Genomic DNA, 19,839 nt, shown 5'->3' with positions numbered 1-19,839 from the left:
CGTCAGGCGTGTGCTTTTTTTCGGAATTATGGCGTGTATTTGCAACAGGTCATATCTCGCCGTCATAGGCGGATCCGCCATTTTCCAGCAGTCGGCGCAGGATCATCAGTCCTGCGGTCAGCTCCTGGCCAGTTTTGGGCGAAGAGAAGCCGATGCGAACGCGGTAGTAGGTTTTCTCGCCGCGCGCCGCCTTGAATTCGTCTTCGTCGTCGACAAGCACGCCGTCGCGCAAGGCGGCGTTCTTGAAGGTGCCGGACATCCAGGGTTCGGGAAGTTTCAGCCAGAGGAAAGGCGCATGCGGGTGCGAGGCGAAGTCGAAACCCTGCAACTGCTCGCGGGCAACGCGGGCCCGTCGGGAGATTTCCCGGATCACTTCCTTGCGGATCTCGTGTGCGCTACCGCTTTCGACCAGCCGTGCGCAGGTTTCCGCCAGGATGAAGGGCAGGCCGCCGGTGACCATCCTGTGGGTCACCTTAATGCGTTGGGCAAAATGCGGCGGACAGGCAACCCAGCCGCCGCGCACGCCGGCGGCGACCGATTTCGACAGACCATTGACCAGGAATGTGCGGTCGGGCGCAAGTGAGGCGATGAGCGGCGTATCGTCGTCGGCCATGCCGCCGTAGAGATCGTCCTCGATCAGCCAGACGCCGTGCTTTCTGGCAATTGCGGCAATCGCCGCGCGCCGCTCATGAGGCATGATCGTCACTGTCGGATTGTGGACGGTCGGCATCAGGAAGGCGATCTTCGGATGCTGCTGCTGGCAGAGCCGTTCGAAATCCTCGGGAATCACGCCGAATTCGTCGGAATCGACCGTCACCATGCGACGGCCGAGAAGGCGGGCGCTGCGGCTGACCTGGGTATAGGTAAGGTTTTCGAAGACGATCTTGTCCCCCGGCGCCGAGACCGCGGCAATAACAGCGACGGCGGCCGCATGGGCGCCGAGCGTCGGCACGATATTTTCGACCTCCGGCGTCCAGCCGCTGCGGGCAAGCCAGCGGCGGCCGGCCTCGAACCAGTTCGGCGGAAAACTCCGGGAATAGGAGGATATTTCGGTGAGATGCTGTTCGCCGATCTCGGCGAGAATGCCTGAGATGATCTTGCCCTGGCCGAGGTCGGGGGCGGCTGTCGTATCGAAACGGATCTTATTGGCGGGTGCGTCCTGAAAGCGCGTGCCGCCGAGCGAGACGGCCATCGGATCAATCTGTTCGCCTGGCGGTGTTTCGGTGCGGTTCAGCACATAGGTGCCGCGGCCGACTTCGCCGGCAACCAGGCCACGCTCGTGCACCAGAGCATAGGCGCGGCCGATCGTGCCGATTGTCACGCCGATATCGTAGGCAAGGTTGCGCTGCGGCGGCAATTTGCTGCCGGCGGGCAGGGTGCCGCTCGCAATGGCGGATTCAATGCTGTCGGCAAGCCGGAGGTAGACCGGCCCGGAGCCGCGGGAGAGATCAGGAAGCCAATTTGTCATGGTGACAATTGTATATCTTGGCACATTGTATCAGTCAAGCGTAAGAGACAATCTAACGGACGAACCGAGAGGATTCCTGGAATGTCTGCCTTGCCCGAAGTCAATATGCCAATTGTATCGATTGTCACTCATGAGAACGGACGCCTCAGTCGCTGCGACGGAAGTGCCAGGGCGACGACGCGTCTGGGCCGGATCTGGGCCGCTATCCTTCTTTGGCATCAGAAGCGCGAGGGGCGCCGCGCCCTGAGAGAGCTTTCGCCGGCTGGGCTCAAGGATATCGGGGTGTCGCAGTCCGATGCCGCACGCGAAGTCGGAAAATCGTTTTTCTGGGACTGATGCCTATGAAGGCGAAGGCAGCGATCAGCTGCAGGCCTTATTGCCTGCCGACCAGCGATTGACGTCGGCGGCGATACGGCCGGCGACCGGTTCCTGCATCATCGGACCAAAAGCCTGGAGACGGGCGGGGCTGCCTTCGGCCTGCACGACGAGCAGCGGCCGGCTTTCAGGGCTGCCCTTGTGGACGAGCAAAATGCGCGGGCGGCCGGTGAAGGAATTGAGCTCGGGTGCGAGCTTATAGGCTGCAAAGGCCGGATCGGCTGATTTGAACCAGCATGCATTGGCGCCGAGCGCCACTCGCTCCATGGTCGGCAGCGCAGCCCGGTTTGGACCTGCTGCCGGCGCCGGCGATTGGCAGGCTGCCAGAGCAACCGCGATAGCCGTCAACAGGGCGGCGTTGGCGACGGAGGGGCGAGGGCGCATTGGTCTTGCTCCGGGGAAAAAGGTCCTGCATGACGTTCCCGCGGGACCCGCAGGAGACATATGCAGCAGGCGCGGGTTAGGCAGCGACGACGTCGAGCGCCGAGGCGAAGAGACCGCGGCCGTCCAAACCGCCATGGGCTGCTTCGATCAGGTTTTCCGGATGCGGCATCATGCCGAGGACATTTCCGTTTTCGTTCATGACGCCCGCGATGTCGTTGAGCGAGCCGTTCGGATTGGTGCCTTCTGCATAACGGAAGACAACCTGGCCATTGCCTTCGATCTTCGCCAGCGTGGCTTCGTCGGCGAAGTAATTGCCGTCATGATGGGCAACCGGGCTGCGGATGACCTGACCCTGCGCATAGGCGCGGGTGAAATCAGTCTCTGCATTGACGACTTCGAGCTTGACCTCGCGGCAGACGAATTTCAACGAGGCATTGCGCATCAGCGCGCCGGGCAACAGACCGGCTTCGACGAGGATCTGAAAGCCATTGCAAACGCCGAGCACCTTCACGCCCTTTGCGGCCTTGTCGATGATCGCCTGCATGACTGGCATGCGGGCGGCGATCGCGCCGCAACGAAGATAGTCGCCATAGGAGAAGCCGCCGGGGATGACGATTAGGTCGACATCCGGAATCTCGGTTTCTGTCTGCCAGATCGTCACCGGTTCGCGGCCGGAGATCTTGCTCAAGGCTGCGATCATGTCGCGGTCACGGTTGAGACCCGGAAGTTGAACGACGGCTGATTTCATGGGTGCGGTTCAAACCTTGCTTGTATTTGTGCCACGTCCCGAAGCAGCCATACATATGCTTCGGGCATTGTAAGTCTCGCAATGTTCAATCGAGAGAAATGGTGTAGTTCTCGATGACCGTATTTGCCAGCAATTTTTCGCACATGGCCTTGAGGTCGGCTTCGGCCTTGGCCTTGTCGGCGCCTTCGAGCTCCAGGTCGAAGACCTTGCCCTGCCTTACATGGCCGACGCCCGAAAAGCCGAGAGCGCCGAGCGCGCCTTCGATGGCCTTGCCCTGCGGATCGAGAACGCCGTTTTTCAGCGTGACGGTGACACGAGCCTTGATCACTTTGTCTTTCCTGCCTTACTTGACGAGAACCGGGCCGGTGCCGCGCACAGGCTCGTTTTCATTGATGATGCCGAGACGGCGAGCGACTTCGGAATAGGCTTCAAGCAATCCGCCAAGGTCGCGGCGGAAGCGGTCCTTGTCCATCTTCTCGCGGGTTTCGATGTCCCAGAGCCGGCAGCTGTCCGGCGAGATCTCGTCGGCGAGGATGATGCGCATCAGATCGCCCTCGAAGAGGCGGCCGCATTCAATCTTGAAATCGACGAGCTGGATGCCGACACCGAGGAAGAGGCCGGTCATGAAGTCATTGACGCGGATAGCGAGCGCCATGATGTCGTCGAGCTCGGCCGGATTGGCCCAGCCGAAAGCGGTGATGTGCTCTTCGGAGACCATCGGATCGTCGAGCGCGTCGGACTTGTAATAGAACTCGATGATCGAGCGCGGCAGGACGACGCCTTCCTCGATGCCAAGGCGCTTGGCAAGAGAACCGGCCGCCACGTTGCGCACGACGATCTCCAGCGGGATCATTTCCACTTCCTTGATCAGCTGCTCGCGCATGTTGAGCCGGCGGATGAAGTGGGTGGGGATGCCGATCTTGTTCAGATGGCTGAAGATATATTCGGAAATGCGGTTGTTGAGGACGCCCTTGCCGTCGATGACTTCATGTTTCTTCTTGTTGAAGGCGGTGGCATCGTCCTTGAAGAACTGGATCAAAGTGCCCGGCTCCGGACCCTCATACAGAATCTTTGCCTTGCCCTCGTAGATACGGCGGCGACGGTTCATCGTGGTCATTCTCTGTTGTTGGCGCGCTTGGGATAGCGCGAGTGGATCAATCTCGTGGCGTCCCCTTAAAGGAAAAGAGAGTGTTTCACAATCCGCCTGTCGCTCCTTCCCAGGATTCTGGATTTCATGGCCGCGGTTTGCGGATTCATGGCCCGCATTCCGAATTTTACGGAATAGCACTAAGAGAATCGAATAAATTCGCTTTACGAGCCTAGCGGCTTTTTCTGTACGGTGGAATGAAGGCGAAATGGCGGGCCGCTTATACAGGATTATTTGGCGGTTCTGCTTGGGAGCGCGCGGCGAAGATGCGTCTGCAAGGCGCGCGCGGCGGTCAGTCCATGGCGCCAGCTTCCGGCGCGGATGAAGGACGGGATCTGCGTTGCTGGCATCGGCCGGGCCAGCGCATAGCCTTGCAGCGTGTCGCAGCCGAGTTGCTCCAGAATGCGGATGTGATCCGCGGTCTCGACGCCCTCAGCAATGACGAGGATGTTGAGCGAGCGCCCGATATCGATGATCGAACCGACAAGTTTGCGCTGCTCCGCCGATTGCGGCAGCATGCGGATCAACTCGCGATCAATCTTCAGCGTGTTCGGGCTCAGGCGCAGAAGGCTGACGATCGAGGCGTGGCCGGTGCCGAAGTCGTCTATATGGATGTCGATGCCGAGCTTGCGCAGCTTCTTGAGGTTGGCGGCCACCGCCTTGTCGCAATCGTCGAGCGAGATCGATTCTAGCAGCTCGAAGGCGACGGCGCCTGGCTCGATCTTCAGGGCGCGGAGCTTCTTGCCGAGATCGGGATCGGTCAGCCGCCGGGCGGAAACGTTAACCGAAATTTTTGGAATCGACAGCCCCTCCTTGATCCAGGTGCGGCGGTCTGCCAGCGCTCGCTCCAGGATCAGGGCGTCTATCGTCGAGACGACGTCGAGATCCTCGGCGATATCGAGAAAGCGGTCCGGCGTCAGCAGGCCGTGTACGGGGTGTTGCCATCGGGCGAGCGTCTCGACGCCTGCCACATCGAGCGTGCCGGCATCGAACTGCAATTGATAGAATGGCACGAATTCATGGCGATCCAGGCCAATCAAGATTTGGTCGGCGAGCCGTTTGGCGGAGACAATATCATCGCGGGCCGATGCGGAGAAGAATTCGAAGCGGTTCCGGCCGAGACCTTTGGCGCGATAGAGCGCAATGTCGGCGTCGAGCAGCGTCTGCTTCGCGTCGAGCTTGGCGCCGCCATTGACGGCGATGCCGATACTGGCGCCGAACCGGCAGTCATGCCCCTCGTATCTGACCGGCCTGCGCAATTCGCGGATCAGGCGTTCGGCCAGATTGGCGATCTTCTTCGATGCAGGATCGACCGCGCAGAGGATGACGAATTCGTCACCACCAATGCGAGCGACGAAATCGGCGGCGCGGACGGAATGTCTGAGCACATGTGCGGCGTGCTGCAGCATGGCGTCGCCGGCGCGATGGCCGAGGGTATCGTTGATCTGCTTGAAGCGGTCGAGATCGATATGCAGAATCGCCAGAGCAAGACCGTTGGCCCGGCATTCCGCCGCGCGGTCGTCCAGCATCTTGTCGAGGTATCGGCGGTTCGGCAGGCCGGTGAGGTAATCGTGCAATGCCAGGTACTCGATGCTTTCCTTGGCAGCCTCGAGTTCGCGGTTGCGGGCCTCCGCCAAATCCTTGGCGCGCTGCAGTTCATTGCGAAGTGCGACTTCTTCGGTGACGTCCCAATTGGCGCCGATCAGCTTGCGTTGGCCGTTACCGTCGACAAAGAAGGCAGAGCGCGCACGGATGATGCGTTCAACGCCGTCGCCGCGGATGATGCGGTATTCCTGCTGAAAGTCGCTGCCGCTTTCGACGCTGCGGTCGGCAAGGTCTAGCACCCGCTCCCGGTCGTCAGGATGCAGCCTTTTGGCCCAGGCGTCGCCGCCGATCTTGCGCGCCGCACCCTGCATCCCGTAAATGGCAATCAGGCGGTCGTCCCATTCGACGACGTCGTTTTCGATATCGGCCTCGAAGACGCCGATACGGGAAATTTCCAGCGCCAGGTCGAGCCGGCGGGACAGGCGGGACAGCGTCTCCTCGGCTTCTTTGCGGGCAGTGATATCGGTATCCGTGCCGACGACGCGCGTCGGCACGCCATTCTCGTCCCATTCGACGCAGGCGCCGCGGCAGTCAATCCAGATCCAGCGGCCGTCCCTGTGGCGTTCGCGATATTGGAAGACCTGATATTCCGGATCGTCGGCATTCTGCCGCTCGATCGCATGCACGACAAAATCGCGGTCGTCGGGATGGACGAGCTGCAGCCAGGCTTCATAGTCGCCGGCGACGTCCTCGTCGGGAGCCATTCCGCGGATGGTTTTCCACGTTGGCGAATAGTATTTTCGGTTGAGGCGGTAATTGTGATCCCATACGCCAAGCCCGGAGCCGACCAGCGCATAATTCCAGCGGCTCTCCCGCTCGGCCAGATCGGGATGGTCGGTTGGCCCGGTGCCCACGAAAGTCTCAGCCGCTGCGATATCGCCATGCGGTCTATCGGCCTCTGGATGGGCTTTTTTCACTGGCATTCTCGCTGATTGCATCTCGGCGCAGTCTGCGTTCTTTCTATTAAGAAAAACTTAGAAAGCAGTCGTTCAAACAGCGAGAAGCGGTCAATCAGACGGAGAGGCGGCTGAGGAATTGGGCAAAGACCATCGTTCCTTCCGGCCAGGGGCCGTGACCGGAATCGGCATTGATATGTCCTGCCTCGCCGGCATCGACGAGGAAGGAACCCCAGCTGCTGGCGATATCGTCGGCATGGTCGTAGCTACCGAACGGGTCGTTGCGGCTGGCCACAGTGATCGAAGGGAAGGGCAGCGGATCGCGCGGGTAGGGCCCGAAGGTCATCAGGTGCCTTGGGCGAATGTCCGGATTGGTGACATCCGGCGGAGCGACGAAGAAAGCGCCCGCTACCCGCTTGCGGAAATGCGGGATGGCGTGGATCGCCGAGGGTACGCCGAGCGAATGGGCGACGAGAACGACCGGGCGGGTCGAGGCGTTCACCTCTTCGGCGATGCGGGCGATCCAGTCCTCGCGGACCGGCTTCGTCCATTCGGCCTGTTCGACGCGTCGCGCCGTGCTGAGTTTCGCCTCCCAGCGGCTCTGCCAATGGCCGGGGCCGGAATTGGTATAGCCGGGGATGATGAGGATATCTGCGTCTGAGGCTTTCATAGTGCCGCCGATGTGAGAAAGCCTGTCCAAGATGTCAAGAGGGGGCTGCAAGGGAGAGAGCGACACGGGCGCTGAAATTTGTTATGTTGCCCCGGTGCCGGTTGCGGGTTTCGTATCGGCTTACCCGCCGATGCGTGTCCGCCGCCGACCAAGTCTCGGCTGAGGAGGAGAAAGCCATGGCGGCATTTCATGTCATGACGGGTGCAAGCGAAAACTTCGCGCGGCCCGTCGTCAATCGCATCGGTATCGCCGACGTCTTCGACGCGCTGAAGCGCGGGCTCGACGATTTCAGCGAAAAGCCTTCCCATTATGTGTTCCTGTGCCTGATGTATCCGATCGCCGGGATCTTCCTGACGCTGTGGACCTCCGGCGCCAACCTTCTGCCGATGGTCTTCCCGCTGATTTCCGGCTTCGTGCTGATCGGCCCGATTGCGGCGATCGGCCTTTACGAGATCAGCCGCCGGCGCGAGGAGGGTCTCGATACGTCATGGACGCACGCGCTCGAGGTACGCCATTCCCCGGCGCTGCCGTCGATCGTCGCGGTCGGGCTGATGCTCTTTGGCCTTTTCGTTGTTTGGCTGGTGACGGCACAGACGCTGTACACCAACCTTCTCGGCGACGTCTTTCCCCGCACCATGACGGATTTCACCCGGCAGGTCTTCGGCACGGCCCAAGGCTTGCAGCTGATCATCTGGGGCAATCTCATCGGCTTTGGCTTCGCGCTCGTCGTGCTGGCGATTTCAGTCATCACTTTCCCAATATTGCTGGACCGCGATGTCGGAGCGGTTGCCGCCGTCGTGACCTCAATCCGTGCGACGATCATCAATCCGGTGCCCGTGCTGCTTTGGGGCCTGATCGTCGCAGCGCTCCTCGTCATCGGCACCATCCCGGTATTTGCCGGACTTGCGCTTGTCATCCCGATCCTCGGCCATGCGACCTGGCATCTCTACCGCAAGCTGGTTGCGCGCGAACCCGCATGATCACAGCCTTCCGGGGATCGCGAGCCGTCGCGATCCCCCCAATCCCGACCTTGACCTAGCTTCCGGAACCTCTGGACTTCTCCCCGCGTTTATCAGAACCGGCTTCGAGGAGGACTTTGAGAGGTGACGATGCAGCATCTGTTCGCCCGCTTCGCAAGCAAGGCATCGGAATGGGCGGGCAAACCCGTCACCTTCATTCTGGCGCTGAGCGTCGTCGTTGTCTGGGCCGTGCTCGGACCTTTCTTCGACTATTCCGAAACCTGGCAGCTGATCATCAACACCGGCACGACGATCATCACCTTCCTGATGGTCTTCGTGCTGCAGAACGCCCAGACGCGTGACACCCGGGCGATCCAGGCGAAGCTCAACGAGATCATCCTGACAAGCCACGCGGAGAACCGCTTCATCGGCATCGAACACCTTGATGAGGAGGAGTTGAAGCATCTCGACCGGCTTGTGGCCAAGGCCGCCAAGGGACGGGGTGACACGGAGGCGTGCAGGACGTCGGAGGCAGAGAAAGCCGAGGCGCCGAAAAAGGCAGACGGGCGCAAACGCTCTGTGGTTGCGAAAGCGTCGAAGCAAAAACAACGGCCGCTTGAGAAAAGCTGAACTATGAAATACACATTCCAATCATATTGACGTCAATCTAACTCCGTAGGGAAAATGAACGACTCCTTCTTAGCGAGCCGCAGGTCGAGCTGTTCTTTCAGGCCTATTTCATAGGAATGACGTTAGGTCATTTGACATTTTTCTTCGACGAAATCGGCTTTATCGAATTTATCCCAAAATTTATTATTTCGTTGCTAATCGTTTTTATATTGTTTATTTTTTACCGTATTAAATACAGTGCAATAAATTCACTTCCATTTCTTTGGTCATTTATTATTTTTATAGCAATTTTATTACTGATTACGTCGGCTGTCTTGTTGTTATCAGGTGGTAGTATTCAAAGGCTGACCTTATTAGCTTTTTTCTTAGCCATTTCCCTGCCTTCGATCCTTGTCGCATGCATCTACTTCCCAGTTATGATCAGGCTGCGACTAAGGGGAAAAGCCGTCCGATAGATTCTCGACTGAGAAGTATGCCGGCAGAAAAACGGCGCCTGCAAGGGCGCCGCCATATCGTTGATTGCAGATCGCTCACGCCTCGCCGAAGACGCGGCGGAAGATCGTGTCGACGTGTTTGGTATGGTAGCCAAGGTCGAATTTTTCGCGGATGTCTTCTTCGGACAGGGCGGCACGAACTTCTGCGTCGGCGAGCAGCTCTTCCAGAAAATCCTTGCCCTGTTCCCAGACCTTCATGGCGTTGCGCTGTACGAGACGGTAGGCATCCTCGCGCGAGACGCCGGCCTGAGTAAGCGCCAGGAGGACGCGCTGGGAGTGGACGAGGCCGCGGAACTTGTTGAGGTTCTTCTCCATGTTCTCGGGGTAGACCAGCAGCTTTTCGACGACGCCGGCCAGCCGCGCGAGGGCGAAGTCGAGGGTGACCGTTGCATCCGGGCCGATCATGCGTTCGACCGAGGAGTGGGAGATATCGCGCTCGTGCCAGAGGGCGACGTTTTCCATTGCAGGCATGGCATAGGAGCGGACCATGCGGGCGAGGCCGGTCAGGTTTTCGGTCAGCACCGGATTGCGCTTGTGCGGCATCGCCGAAGACCCCTTCTGGCCGGGCGAGAAATATTCCTCGGCTTCCAGCACCTCGGTGCGCTGCAGGTGGCGGATTTCTGTCGCCAGGCGCTCGATCGACGAGGCGACAACGCCGAGGGTGGCGAAATACATGGCGTGGCGGTCGCGCGGGATGACCTGGGTCGAGACCGGCTCCGCCTTCAGGCCGAGTGCTGCGGCGACATGTTCCTCGACGCGCGGATCGATGTTGGCGAAGGTGCCGACGGCGCCCGAGATGGCGCAGGTCGCTACTTCCTCGCGGGCAGCGATCAAGCGCTGACGGCAACGCTCGAATTCGGCATAGGCGAGCGCCAGCTTGATGCCGAAGGTGGTGGGCTCGGCGTGGATGCCGTGCGAGCGGCCGATGGTGACGGTGTCCTTATGTTCGAAGGCGCGGGTTTTCAGCGCCGCGAGAAGGCGGTCGAGATCGGCGATGAGGATATCCGTGGCGCGCACGAGCTGGACGTTGAAGCAGGTGTCGAGCACGTCAGACGAAGTCATGCCCTGGTGGATGAATCGCGCATCCGGGCCGACAATCTCAGCGAGGTGGGTGAGGAAGGCGATGACGTCATGCTTGGTGACGGCCTCGATCTCATCGATGCGAGCGACGTCGAACGTAGCGGCGCTGCCTTTCTCCCAGATCGTCCTTGCCGCCGATTTCGGGATGACACCGAGCTCGGCCAGCGCGTCGCAGGCATGCGCCTCGATCTCGAACCAGATGCGGAACTTGGTTTCGGGAGACCAGATGGCGACCATTTCGGGCCGGGAGTAACGCGGGATCATGGGCGGCTGCCTTCACTTCAAGAGGTTTAAGCGTCTATGTCTGCGCCCCTGTAGCAAAGACGGGCGGCAATCTCAACGCATGCGTTTGGCAAGATGATAGCTGCTAATGACGAGGCAGACGAGGCCGAGCGGCAGGAAGAGGCGAAGACCAATCACCAGGAATTGGTAGACGGCGCTGATGCTGGTGAAGACGAACTGGAACGCCCAGACGATACTGCCGACAGGCGCGTGCCAGCGCGAATAGAAGATCCGGTACTCCATGGCGAAGAGGAAGGCGGTCATCAGGATCGTGGCTGCCGTCAGCGTCACGAAGAAGGCAGCAAATCGCGCTTCCAGCGGCCTGCCATAGGCAAAAAAACGGGCCGCTGGCAGGGCGAAGGGCCAGGAAAGCAGGCCGCCGAGGAAATAGAGTGCCGCGACCTCAGCCAGCCGGCTGGTCTGCAGACCGTTGCGGAGGTAAAGCCCCAGCATGGCGGCGGCGAGCATCTGCAGGCCCCAGAGCAATGCGCCGGCAAAGAGATCAGAGGAGGGCGGCTTTGCCGCCCTTAGACGATCCATCCTGGGCGATCCACGCTCAGGGATGAACTGGAACGGCGATCCAGCGTCCGTTCCTCTCAGCATCGAAGGCCAGGACGAGCGCGATGTGAACCTGGTTTCCGCCTTCCGGCTGGTAGACTACGGCGCCGCCGATCCGGTATTCGACCGAGCATGTGCGCTCGGCCGGGACGGCGGTTGCCTGCCGCGCCGCCTGACGATTCGGCACGCCTTCCTTCTCGATCATTTGCAAGCTGAAGCCAAGGATGCGTTTGTCGATCGTTGCGCATTCCTTCGGCGCCGGCACCGGCATCTCGCTGAGTGCGAGCGTATAGGGCGTCTTCGGCGGCCCATCGATTGCAAGTGTGGTGTAGCGAAGTGTCTTCGAGGGGGAGCCGAGCTCGGTTGGTGGGTTGAGGGCGGCGATCAGACCGGGATTTGTCAGAAGGTCGTATTTATCCATCTGGCTGCGCGCCGCCGTCAGGTTCTGCCGCCGTGCTTTGGAAAGATTGGCGTCCTTGTCGGTCAGCTCGGTGCGGAAGGGTGTACCCTCCAGATATTGGCCGCTGTCGGTGTCGATGAAGTAGGTTTCGGAATAGGGAGTCTTGCCGCTATCTTTGATACCGAATTCCTGGAATGCAAAGACCTTGCCGTCGGCCGAAAAACCGATCGGCTGGATGCTGGCTATGTCGCCCGCCAGCGATATGCCGGGCAGGCCGGCCGATGCGGCGGCAAGCACGCCGCCAATAATCAGACCCTTGTTCATGTTCGTGTCCCTTCGGCAGCCTGACGCAATTCGGCGACGGTCCTCCGGTAGCTGTCGACCGTACCGCCCTTGAAAATTGCCGAGCCGGCGACCAGGACGTTGGCGCCGGCACGCGCGATCGCGGGCGTCGTTTCTACGGTGACTCCGCCGTCGACCTCGAGTTCGATCGGCCTGTCACCGATCAGTGATTTCGCTGCGGCGATTTTGGCCGCCATTGCCGGAATGAACTTTTGCCCGCCGAAGCCGGGATTGACCGACATGATGAGGATGAGGTCGACGTCATCAAGCACGTTCTCGATGGCGCTCAGCGGCGTCGCCGGATTGATCGTCACGCCGACCTTCTTGCCGAGATTGCGGACGGTCTGCAGCGACCGGTGCAGATGCGCTCCGGCTTCGGCATGGACGGTGATGCGGTCACAGCCGGCCTTAGCGAAGGCTTCGAGATAGTCATCGACCGGAGAGATCATCAGATGGCAATCGAAGGTGGCGTTCGTGTAGGAACGCAGCGACTTGATGACGTCGGGACCGAAGGAAATGTTCGGCACGAAATGCCCGTCCATTACATCAAGGTGGATCCAGTCGGCGCCGGCGGCGGTGACGTCGCGCACCTCCTCGCCGAGCCTGGCGAAATCCGCCGCGAGGATCGAGGGGGCAATGCGAATAGGCAGCGTCATCAAGTCTCACTCCCATATGGCGCCATTTGCCGATGGCGCCGAAATTCAGGGCTGGCAGCCGCTCATTGCGTCGGCGCAGCAGGTGGAAAAAAGCCATTGCCCCGCCATTCGAGCAGGCGGTAGGGGTTTTGCGAAAGCTCATGCGCGCCGGTGAAGGCGACGGCGCCGACCGGCGTCTGGAACGTCGTGCCGATAAGCGCCTCCTGCAACGGCTTGCCGGCAGCCGCGGCGGATTCGGCTGCCTTGCCGGCAATCAGGGCCGCCGCCAGCGATGGCAGGACATAACCTTCAGGCTCGGTGCCTTTGGCGCGTAAAGCGTCGGCCGCCGGCGCGCCTTCCGGCAGAAGGACATATTCCGGCAGGGCGACCGCGCGCACGCCGGACGCGAGCGGCAGCGGCTGATCGGCGGCGCGCATGGCATCGCCGCCGAGGATCGACAGGGGAATATTTTCCGTCGTGGCGTCGCGGGCGATGACGGCGACATCGTTGCGATCGCCGCCAACGAAAACTCTGGTTGCGCCGGCCCGTTTCAGACGGCGCACGAGGGCGATCTGCTGCTCCTGTCCCGGACGGTAGGTATCGGTGAAAACCGGCTTCAGGCCATTCTGCTCAAGCGCATTGCGCACTGCTTCCGTCAGTTCGCGGCCATGTATGGTGCCGTCCTCGATGAGGGCGATCGGATCGGCGGCCCAGTTCTTCAGGATCACTTCGATGATCTTTGCCGCTTCAGCGCCATCGGCAGGTGCCAAGCGGAAGAGCGGCCAGCCATTTTTCAGCGCATCCTCCATCAGAATGCGGGAGCGGACCGAGACGGTGATGGCGGGAATGTTCGCGTCCTTCAACTTCGGCAGCGCGCCTTCCAGCGTCTCGCTGCAGAGAAAGCCGACGGCGACCTGCACCTTGGCATTGACAAGCGCATCGGCGACCGCCGCTCCGCTATTGTCCTCGCAGGTCTCGTTGATGGCAACGAGCGTATTGCCGGACTGCTGGATCTCGAAGCCGGCGCCGGCGGCAATCTGTGCGCCGAGCGAGCCAAGCGGGCCACCCTGGGGGGCGACGACGCCGATCGTCACGCCGGCCGCATGGCCTTGCGCCGCCGCCACCAGCAGCGTCAGGAAGGCTGCTATGCCACGCAGGTTGGTCATGAAAGGCGGAAATCCCTAGCCATCGTCCATGCCCTTTTATCCGCAAGGCGGCGATCGTCAAAGAAAAACAAGCGGAACGCGACGCTTTTCACCGCTCCTATTGTAGAAAAGGTAACCGATGCTCGCCATATTGCGCGATAGCAAGTCGAACTACAGCGCCGCGCACCGTTTGGGACGCAGAGCGCACGGGAGAAGCAGGTGTTGAACAGGCAGCATATCGACCCCGGCCTTTATCGCGATGCCATGAGCCGTTATGCTGGCCATGTGCAGCTCGTGACGACGGCGATGGAAGGCATGCGCCGCGGCGTTACCATCACCGCCGCCTGCTCGGTTTCGGACAATCCAGCCTCTGTGCTGATCTGCCTCAGCAATACCAATCCGAAGAACGAGATCTTTTTCCGCAGCGGCATCTTCGTGCTCAATACGCTCGGCGCTCACCACCAGGCGGTTGCCGATGCTTTCTCCGGGCGCACGGCGCTTGCCAATGACGAGCGCTTCGCCAGTGCCCGTTTCGATACGCTCGTCACCGGCGCGCCCGTTCTCGCCGATGCGCTCGCCGCCTTCGATTGCCGGGTGACCGACATCAAGGAAATGCCGACGCATAATGTCATCTTCGGCGAAGTCGCCGCCGTCCGCTTCAGCGAGAAGCATCCGGCGCTCATCTATATGAACCGGGATTATCATACGCTGTAATCCGGCTGGCAGGTATTCAAGGAAACAGAGAATGGACAATGCCGGGATCGAGGAAATGTTTCAGGGGCTCGGCCCCGTCACGATCAAGCGCATGTTCGGCGGCAAGGGCATCTATCATCTCGGGCGCATCGTCGCTGTCGAAGTGCGCGACGAGATGCTGCTGAAAGCCGATGAGACGAGCGCCCCGGAATTTGCCGCCGCCGGCGCCACGCAATGGGCCTATGAGGGCAAGAAGGGCAAGCCGGTGAAGATGCCCTATTGGTCGATTCCCGAAGAGGCCTATGACGATCCGGATCTGATGGCGAAATGGGTGCGACTGGCTTATGAGGCGGCGCTTCGCGCCGAAAGTTGAGCGGGTTCACCTGTCGGCAAGGCTGCGATCGCCGCCTTGGTGAAGGCCGACAGCGGCTCAGGCAAATCGGTTAACGAAAACCAGCCGAAATCCGAAAGCTTATCCGGCTCGGTCAATTGCGGCTCGCCGTCGACGTCACGGGCGAGATAAAGGATGGAGATCCAGTGCTGGCGGTCGGCATCGATGATCTGTTCGGTCATGCCGATGCGGTCGATCCGGCCGATGCTGAGGCCGGTCTCTTCTTCGGCCTCGCGGCGCGCAGCTTCTTCAGCCCGCTCCATGTGATCGACCTTGCCCCCGACGATGTTCCAGTAGCCGGCTTCAGGCGGACGCATGCGCTTGTAGAGAAGGATCCTGCCTTGGCGCAGGATCACCAAGCCGACGCCAAGGCCCGGAAAATCGACGCCAGGCTTGCCCACTGGACGTTCAGACCTTGGCGCTGCCGGCGATCAGCATGAAAGCGGGGATATCGTCGCCGAAACCGACCGGAGTCGGGCCGTCGTCGTGATCGCGATGACGGCGGCGGTCGCGGCTGTCGTCATTTGCCGGATAAGGCCGATTGTTGCGCGCATTGTTTTGCGGCTTCTGCTCTGCTTTGCGCTCATTCTTCACGACTTCGGCCTTTGCTGGTGCTGCTGCGATCACTTGGACGTCATTATCCTGTATGTCGTTATCAGATTTATGACTCGCAGCACTGTGCTTGCCGCGTCCGCGCCCGCGATCCTTGTCGCCACGTTCGCGTCCGTTACGGCGCGGGCGGTCGCTGTCTTTGCCTTCTTCCACAGGCGGCAGCGAGTTCAGGTCGCCGTTCAGCCATTCGACATTTTCGCCGATCAGCTTCTCGATTGCGTCGACGAACTTCGTGTCGCGCTTGGTGACGAGCGTGAAGGCGGCCCCGGAGCGGCCGGCGCGGCCGGTACGGCCGATGCGGTGGACATAGTCCTCGGAGTGGATCGGCACGTCGAAATTGAAGACGTGGCTGACATCGGGAATGTCGAGACCGCGGGCGGCAACGTCGGAGGCGACCAGCAGCTGGAGGTTGCCGTCACGGAAGTTCTGCAGCATCGTCGTGCGGGAGCGCTGGTCCATGTCGCCATGGAGCGCACCGACGGAGAAGCCGTGGCGTTCGAGCGAACGGAAGAGATCGGCGACATCCTTCTTGCGGTTGCAGAAGATAATCGCGTTCTTGAGTTCGGTCTGGGCGCGGACGAGTTCACGCAGAACCGCACGCTTTTCGTAATCCTTGCTGTGCGAGGCGACGAAGCGCTGCGTCACGGTCTTTGCGGCCGAAGCGGGCTTTGCCACCTCGATACGCTCGGGGTTCTGCAGGAACCGGTCGGCGAGCTTCTGAATTTCCGGCGGCATGGTTGCCGAGAAGAACAGCGTCTGGCGGGTGAAGGGGATGAGCTTGGCGATGCGCTCGATGTCGGGAATGAAGCCCATGTCGAGCATGCGGTCGGCCTCGTCGATGACCAGAATTTCGACGCCGCTCATCAGGAGCTTGCCGCGTTCAAAATGGTCGAGCAGGCGGCCGGGTGTGCAGATCAGCACGTCGGCGCCACGCTCGAGCTTGCGATCCTGGTCCTCGAAGGAAACGCCGCCGATCAGCAGGGCGACGTTGAGGCGGTGGTTCTTGCCGTACTTCTCGAAATTCTCGGCGACCTGGGCGGCGAGTTCGCGGGTCGGCTCAAGGATCAGCGTGCGGGGCATGCGGGCGCGGGCGCGGCCCTTTTCAAGAAGCGACAGCATCGGCAGAACAAAGGATGCCGTCTTGCCGGTGCCGGTCTGCGCGATGCCGCAGATGTCGCGACGCTCGAGCGCAAAGGGAATGGCCCCTGCCTGAATGGGCGTGGGGATCGTATAGCCCGCGTCTGTAACAGCGGATAGCACTTTTTGGCTCAAGCCAAGGTCAGCGAATGTCGTCAAAGGGAAAACTGTTTCCGTTCCGGTTCGGCCGAACTCTGAACGAGTCGGCGGGATTGCATGCCGCAATGCAGCGCGACATAGCTCCGAATGGCCGGCAAGTCAAGAAATAGAGAGGCCGCACCCTGTGCAGAGTGAAGCTTTGGTTACCAGGCGGGTATTACTTGATATAGGTGGCGAGTTTAAGGCCCGCATTCATGAAATATACTGGATCGACCGCATGGCCGTTCTGGCGCACTTCATAATGCAGATGTGTGCCCGTCGAGCGGCCGGTGCTGCCGGCAAGCCCGATAACGTCGCTACGGTCGACCGTGTCACCGGTCTTGACCAGAACCTGCGACATGTGCCCGTAGCGCGTCGAGATGCCATTGCCGTGATCGATCTCGACCATATTGCCGTAACCGCCCGTCCAGCCGGCGGATATCACCTTACCCGGCGCAGTCGGGCGGATCTTTTCGCCCGGCGAAAAGCGGAAGTCGACGCCGGAATGCAGCGCCAGGCGGCCGAGAAAAGGGTCGCGGCGGTTGCCGAAGGGGCTGGTCATCTCCTTGCCAATGGCAGGGCTGCGGAAGGGCAGGGATTCGGCGGTATTGCGCACGGCTTCCAGCCGGGTCAGCGCGTCATCAAGAGCGATCAGCGAATTGTTGAAGTCGTCATTGCTCTCCGGCTCGACGAAGGGGCCGCCAACGGCGCCGTCATCCTCGTCCTGCTTGGCAGCGGCCTCGGGCATGGGGATCTTGAACCGGGTCAGCACGCTCTCGATGGCGTTGGCGGCGTTGCCGGCGTCGCTCGTCAGCTGCTCGATGCGGCTGCGCTGGTCCTGTTCGACATCCTTTAGCGACAGCGTCACCTTGGAGAAGATGCGGTCGGCGCGATCGCCGACCGTCTCGGTGGCCGGCACGTAGGCAAGGGTCGTATTGTCGGGGGTGGCGTCGGCTGGTGCGCCGCTTGCCAACTGTTTCTCGATCGCCTCGATGCCGCTGTGGTCAAGCGAAGCGCGCTTGTCCTTGATGGCAGGGGCATAGGATTGCACAGGCGAAGCCGGGGTGCTGTCCTTATCCGTGAGCCCGGAGCTTTCGGCCCGGTCGAGCAGATTGTCGAGCTTGCCGTGACGTGAGGTGAGCGCCATCTGCTGCTCCATCAGCTTGTCGACCTTGTCTTCCACCACCTGCTGATCGAGAAGCTGGCGGGAGGTGATGCGGTCGACCTGGGCGCGTAGCGCGGCGATGCGGTCCTCATAATCATGCTGCATGCGGGCCTGGCGCGCCATGGTGGCGCCAATCAGGTCGTCGCGCAGCACGAGATAGGAGGTCGCCAGGAGATAGCCGATGGAAAAGACGCCGAGGAAGCAGAAGGCGACGGCGGCCATCCACGGCCGGATCGTCATGTGGCGGACTTTGTCACCGCTTGCCAGGATAAGAATATGTTCCTGCGCCCGCCTGCCGAATACCCGGTGCTGCTGTCCGCTGTTCACGCAGGCTCTCCCGATTGATGCGCTACGCCTCTTTCAGAAAATTAGACACGTTTATGGTTAATGAACGCTTACTTTGCCGTTGTGCTGGTCGCAATTATGCACCAATTCCACGTGCTACAGCATCGTTGCGGAATGATCTCACGCATGGCTGATCGACGCCAGCGAGCGGTAGAAGGACGGCGTCAAACCGGCCTCGGCGCGGGCGAGATCGTTGAAGGGCGGCTTCAGCGGCCCGCGAAAATTGGCACGCACCAGTTCCTGAAAGGCCTTTGCCGGATCGCGCTTCTCCCGCGCACAGAGGAAGCGGAACCATTTGGCGCCGATGGCGACATGACCTTTCTCGTCATTGTAGATGACGTCGAGCACCGCAGCGCTTTCGCGATCGCCGGTCTCGCGCATTTTCGCCTGCAGCGAGGGAGTGACGTCGAGACCGCGGGCTTCCAGAATGAGCGGCACGACGGCGAGCCTTGCCGTCAGGTCGTTGCGCGTCGAATGGGCCGCCTGCCACAGCCCGTCATGGGCGGGAAGATCGCCGTAATCGGCGCCGAGATCGTTGAGGCGGGCGCGCACCATGCGGAAATGCTTCGCCTCCTCGAAGGCGACCTGCATCCAGCCGTCGAAGAAGGAATTGGGCACTGGCTCGGTTGCGAATCGCGCGACGATATCGAGCGCGAGATCGACGGCGTTGAGCTCGATATGGGCGATGGCATGGAGCAGGGCGATCCGGCCCTTCAGTGTGTGGAGTGAGCGCTTCTCCACCTGGGTCGGCGGTGTCAGCACTGGCTTCTCCGGACGACCGGGCCTCTCCGGCAAGGCGGCGTCGAGTGGTGACCGCAGCGACACCCGGCGGGCAAACCAGCGGGTGGCGCTTTCCTGCGCCAGGGCGGTCTTGCGGTCGAGATCGGCCGAGCGGATGGCGTCGATGGCGCCGCCGCGCAGCGAGGTTATCGAGAGATCGCCATTCACGCGGCAAGATTCCTGACTGCCTCGAGCACGGTCTCGGCATGGCCCTGTACCTTCACCTTCCGCCAGATCGTCGCGATCGTGCCGTCCTGGCGGATGAGGAAAGTGGTGCGCTCCACGCCCATGAAATTGCGGCCGTACATGCTCTTTTCCTTCCAGACGCCATAGGCCTGGAGCGTCGTCTTCTCTTCGTCAGAGGCGAGCGCGACCGAAAGACGGTGCTTCTTGATGAACTTGTCATGGCAGGCTGCCGAATCGGGCGACATGCCAATCACGGCAGCGCCCGCTGCTTCAAACTCCGGCGCCAGAGCAGTGAAGGCCAGCGATTCGGCGGTGCAGCCTGTCGTGTCGTCCTTCGGGTAGAAGAACAGGACCAGCGGCCTGCCGTGAAAATCGGAAAGCGAGACACGGCCGCCGCCATCGCGCGGGAGGTCGAAATCGGGGGCCAGGGCGCCGATGCCAGGAACCGCCATTGGGAAAACCTTTCTTTTGCCGGGTTTGTGGATGACACTCTCTGTCCCCGAATTATATAGTGGACGGAAACCCGTCCAGCATGGCCGGGTTCAATTCTTCGATTTAAGGGAGAGCCCGAGGG

General features: G+C 61.1%; 22 protein-coding genes. 5 read left to right on the top strand and 17 right to left on the bottom strand.

Annotation, left to right across the window (positions count from 1 at the left end; all coding sequences use genetic code 11):
• Positions 1-49: 49 nt before the first annotated feature.
• Positions 50-1,468: a PLP-dependent aminotransferase family protein gene (locus FFR93_RS25980; RefSeq protein WP_138395277.1), complete on the bottom strand. Its 1,419-nt coding sequence runs from the start codon at positions 1,466-1,468 to the stop codon at positions 50-52.
• Positions 1,469-1,549: 81 nt separating this feature from the next.
• Between FFR93_RS25980 and FFR93_RS25975 the strand changes: the two genes are divergently transcribed.
• Positions 1,550-1,804, top strand: a complete 255-nt coding sequence (locus tag FFR93_RS25975; protein WP_138395276.1) for a DUF1127 domain-containing protein — start codon at positions 1,550-1,552, stop codon at positions 1,802-1,804.
• Positions 1,805-1,828: 24 nt separating this feature from the next.
• Here the strand turns inward: FFR93_RS25975 and FFR93_RS25970 are convergent, their stop codons facing one another.
• The 6 genes from FFR93_RS25970 to FFR93_RS25945 form a co-directional block, all read right to left on the bottom strand.
• Positions 1,829-2,227 carry a hypothetical protein gene (locus tag FFR93_RS25970; protein ID WP_064705099.1) on the bottom strand — a complete coding sequence of 133 codons (399 nt, stop codon included), beginning with the start codon at positions 2,225-2,227 and terminating at the stop codon, positions 1,829-1,831.
• 76 nt (positions 2,228-2,303) lie between these two features.
• Positions 2,304-2,975: a phosphoribosylformylglycinamidine synthase subunit PurQ gene (purQ, locus tag FFR93_RS25965; RefSeq protein WP_138395275.1), complete on the bottom strand. Its 672-nt coding sequence runs from the start codon at positions 2,973-2,975 to the stop codon at positions 2,304-2,306.
• An 85-nt stretch (positions 2,976-3,060) separates the two neighbouring features.
• Entirely contained in the window at positions 3,061-3,303 is a 243-nt protein-coding gene (purS, locus tag FFR93_RS25960) for a phosphoribosylformylglycinamidine synthase subunit PurS (protein ID WP_138395274.1), read from the bottom strand.
• Between the two features lie 15 nt (positions 3,304-3,318).
• Complete coding sequence (purC, locus tag FFR93_RS25955) at positions 3,319-4,083, bottom strand: phosphoribosylaminoimidazolesuccinocarboxamide synthase (protein ID WP_008526002.1); 765 nt, start codon at positions 4,081-4,083, stop codon at positions 3,319-3,321.
• A 269-nt stretch (positions 4,084-4,352) separates the two neighbouring features.
• Positions 4,353-6,650 carry an EAL domain-containing protein gene (locus tag FFR93_RS25950; RefSeq protein ID WP_138395273.1) on the bottom strand — a complete coding sequence of 766 codons (2,298 nt, stop codon included), beginning with the start codon at positions 6,648-6,650 and terminating at the stop codon, positions 4,353-4,355.
• Positions 6,651-6,738: 88 nt separating this feature from the next.
• A complete protein-coding gene (locus FFR93_RS25945; RefSeq protein ID WP_064712609.1) occupies positions 6,739-7,293 on the bottom strand; it encodes an alpha/beta hydrolase in 555 nt (184 codons plus the stop codon).
• A gap of 176 nt (positions 7,294-7,469) precedes the next feature.
• On the opposite strand from FFR93_RS25945, the gene FFR93_RS25940 reads away from it, so the two are divergent.
• Both FFR93_RS25940 and FFR93_RS25935 read left to right on the top strand, forming a co-directional pair.
• Positions 7,470-8,273, top strand: coding sequence for a DUF2189 domain-containing protein (locus tag FFR93_RS25940; RefSeq protein WP_138395272.1), 804 nt, complete (start codon positions 7,470-7,472; stop codon positions 8,271-8,273).
• A gap of 129 nt (positions 8,274-8,402) precedes the next feature.
• Positions 8,403-8,882 (top strand): low affinity iron permease family protein, encoded by a 480-nt coding sequence (locus FFR93_RS25935; protein ID WP_138395271.1) that lies wholly within the window; start codon positions 8,403-8,405, stop codon positions 8,880-8,882.
• A 530-nt stretch (positions 8,883-9,412) separates the two neighbouring features.
• Here FFR93_RS25935 and purB read toward each other — a convergent pair.
• From purB to FFR93_RS25905, 5 genes are all read right to left on the bottom strand, one after another.
• The gene (gene purB, locus FFR93_RS25925) at positions 9,413-10,720 is read right to left on the bottom strand and encodes an adenylosuccinate lyase (protein ID WP_138395270.1); all 1,308 of its coding nucleotides are present in this window, start codon (positions 10,718-10,720) and stop codon (positions 9,413-9,415) included.
• Between the two features lie 72 nt (positions 10,721-10,792).
• On the bottom strand, positions 10,793-11,278 hold the full coding sequence (locus FFR93_RS25920) for a hypothetical protein (RefSeq protein WP_138395269.1): 486 nt from the start codon (positions 11,276-11,278) through the stop codon (positions 10,793-10,795).
• Between the two features lie 16 nt (positions 11,279-11,294).
• Entirely contained in the window at positions 11,295-12,020 is a 726-nt protein-coding gene (locus tag FFR93_RS25915) for a DUF2259 domain-containing protein (protein ID WP_138395268.1), read from the bottom strand.
• Complete coding sequence (gene rpe / locus FFR93_RS25910) at positions 12,017-12,694, bottom strand: ribulose-phosphate 3-epimerase (RefSeq protein WP_138395267.1); 678 nt, start codon at positions 12,692-12,694, stop codon at positions 12,017-12,019. Before rpe ends, FFR93_RS25915 begins: the two co-directional genes overlap by 4 nt.
• A gap of 62 nt (positions 12,695-12,756) precedes the next feature.
• Positions 12,757-13,839 (bottom strand): branched-chain amino acid ABC transporter substrate-binding protein, encoded by a 1,083-nt coding sequence (locus FFR93_RS25905; protein WP_138395266.1) that lies wholly within the window; start codon positions 13,837-13,839, stop codon positions 12,757-12,759.
• Positions 13,840-14,037: 198 nt separating this feature from the next.
• Between FFR93_RS25905 and FFR93_RS25900 the strand changes: the two genes are divergently transcribed.
• Both FFR93_RS25900 and FFR93_RS25895 read left to right on the top strand, forming a co-directional pair.
• Positions 14,038-14,532 carry a flavin reductase family protein gene (locus tag FFR93_RS25900; protein WP_064705087.1) on the top strand — a complete coding sequence of 165 codons (495 nt, stop codon included), beginning with the start codon at positions 14,038-14,040 and terminating at the stop codon, positions 14,530-14,532.
• A gap of 31 nt (positions 14,533-14,563) precedes the next feature.
• Positions 14,564-14,884: a TfoX/Sxy family protein gene (locus FFR93_RS25895; protein WP_064705086.1), complete on the top strand. Its 321-nt coding sequence runs from the start codon at positions 14,564-14,566 to the stop codon at positions 14,882-14,884.
• Here the strand turns inward: FFR93_RS25895 and FFR93_RS25890 are convergent.
• The 5 genes from FFR93_RS25890 to FFR93_RS25870 all read right to left on the bottom strand — a co-directional run bounded on the left by FFR93_RS25890 (position 14,854) and on the right by FFR93_RS25870 (position 19,717).
• Positions 14,854-15,303 (bottom strand): NUDIX domain-containing protein, encoded by a 450-nt coding sequence (locus FFR93_RS25890; RefSeq protein WP_138395265.1) that lies wholly within the window; start codon positions 15,301-15,303, stop codon positions 14,854-14,856. The genes FFR93_RS25895 and FFR93_RS25890 overlap by 31 nt on opposite strands.
• 7 nt (positions 15,304-15,310) lie before the next feature.
• The gene (locus tag FFR93_RS25885; RefSeq protein WP_138395264.1) at positions 15,311-16,810 is read right to left on the bottom strand and encodes a DEAD/DEAH box helicase; all 1,500 of its coding nucleotides are present in this window, start codon (positions 16,808-16,810) and stop codon (positions 15,311-15,313) included.
• A gap of 157 nt (positions 16,811-16,967) precedes the next feature.
• Positions 16,968-18,281: a peptidoglycan DD-metalloendopeptidase family protein gene (locus tag FFR93_RS25880; RefSeq protein WP_138395263.1), complete on the bottom strand. Its 1,314-nt coding sequence runs from the start codon at positions 18,279-18,281 to the stop codon at positions 16,968-16,970.
• A 138-nt stretch (positions 18,282-18,419) separates the two neighbouring features.
• Positions 18,420-19,247: a ferritin-like domain-containing protein gene (locus FFR93_RS25875; protein ID WP_138395262.1), complete on the bottom strand. Its 828-nt coding sequence runs from the start codon at positions 19,245-19,247 to the stop codon at positions 18,420-18,422.
• On the bottom strand, positions 19,244-19,717 hold the full coding sequence (locus FFR93_RS25870) for a peroxiredoxin (protein ID WP_064705081.1): 474 nt from the start codon (positions 19,715-19,717) through the stop codon (positions 19,244-19,246). Before FFR93_RS25870 ends, FFR93_RS25875 begins: the two co-directional genes overlap by 4 nt.
• Between the last annotated feature and the right edge of the window lie 122 nt (positions 19,718-19,839).

The sequence above is a fragment of the Rhizobium sp. MHM7A genome, from assembly GCF_005862215.1.
In the GTDB taxonomy this organism is placed as follows: domain Bacteria; phylum Pseudomonadota; class Alphaproteobacteria; order Rhizobiales; family Rhizobiaceae; genus Rhizobium; species Rhizobium bangladeshense.
Note: the sequence above shows the minus strand (reverse complement) of the source record. Positions and strands in the feature narration are given on the sequence as shown.